Raw genomic sequence first — 475 nt, 5'->3', positions numbered from 1 at the left:
TGCACACACGTTTCGACATTGACCCAATCATTCGCAACTCCGAGATTTATGCGATCGAGACGAGTCTTGGTGTGCGGCATGGTGGAACTCTGTACTCGACGATTCAGCAGTCGCGGTTGTGGTATGAGAAGGCACGCTCGTTCAAGAACATGATCCTCGAAAAATACGTGCGGGTCGCGATCATGCACGCGAAGACCACGTACAAGGACTTCAATCACCACGTGCGGCTTGACGACGTGATCCAGATTTATATGATCGTCGTGAGCCGGGCTATTGATCGATGTGACGCACGTCAAGGAGTGCTTACGACGTTCATCACCAACTGGTTCAAGAGTGCTAGGTCCGAAGTTGCAGAGATGTCGAAGGATCAGGGTGATCAGTCGTACGAAGCACTGGTCGAAGAAATGGGCGATGCATCGTCAGATGTGCTTGGATCGACTGGCCCCGAGATAGACGGAGAGATGCAGGATCACAT

General features: G+C 52.0%; 1 protein-coding gene. It reads left to right on the top strand.

The features are described from left to right. On the top strand, positions 1-475 hold a 475-nt coding region (locus AC1RPT_RS07645; protein WP_481762960.1), incomplete at both ends, for a hypothetical protein.

The sequence above is a fragment of the Dellaglioa sp. CoH-56-MRSF-11 genome (assembly GCF_056782135.1).
The sequence above is the reverse complement of the archived record's forward strand: the minus strand, read 5'-3'. Positions and strand labels throughout refer to the sequence as shown.